The 621-nt window shown below is 41.4% G+C and carries 1 protein-coding gene; it reads left to right on the top strand.

Annotated elements, in window-relative coordinates:
- Positions 1–279: hypothetical protein (locus QRY16_RS22000; RefSeq protein WP_289778066.1), on the top strand; the 279-nt coding region annotated here is incomplete at its 5' end.
- Positions 280–621: the final 342 nt, after the last annotated feature.

Below are 621 nucleotides of genomic sequence, written 5' to 3'. Positions count from 1 at the left end.
GTTCCGAATAAGAATACTACTCCAGTGAGCAATTTGCCGACAGCAAAATGGGCTTCCAAGAATGGTCCCACATCATCGACACTTAGCAAATCAACGGCGGCAACAGCGGCTAAACCAAAGGTTAGTGCCATTATGACGGCAATGGCAGTTTTTTGTATTGTTCATGATCGTAAACTTTCACTACTTTATTTTTCAAACTTTTACACAACCACTATCATTACCTACATACACAGGAGGATTACAGCAGTGCCAGCTATATCAATGATTGGCCTTCGCTAAACGAAGTGAGTGAAGTAAGTCTTGTATTACCATTATACGAAATTGTCGCTTATATTCATGCATTTATTCATTACCGATCGTTACCCTTTTCACCACTTTCCATTCCATTTCTCAATTGTTGTTCAACAAAAAAGCAGCAATTAACAAAGCGAAACTCCGGTGATCAGACTTCAGTGGCAGGGCAAGAGCTTCCTAGCAGCAATGGCAATCCGGAGGAATCCAAAGATACCGGTGTCGCTACCTCTGTGCCTAAAGTATCTTCCACGAGCACAACAGCCAAATCACCAAACTTGAATGCAAATTTTTCAAGTTCTCTTTCAAATGGATCCGCTGATGATGAAG

The sequence above is a fragment of the Mixta mediterraneensis genome (genome assembly GCF_030283135.1).
Taxonomy (GTDB): domain Bacteria; phylum Pseudomonadota; class Gammaproteobacteria; order Enterobacterales; family Enterobacteriaceae; genus Pantoea; species Pantoea mediterraneensis.
Note: the sequence above shows the minus strand (reverse complement) of the source record. Positions and strands in the feature narration are given on the sequence as shown.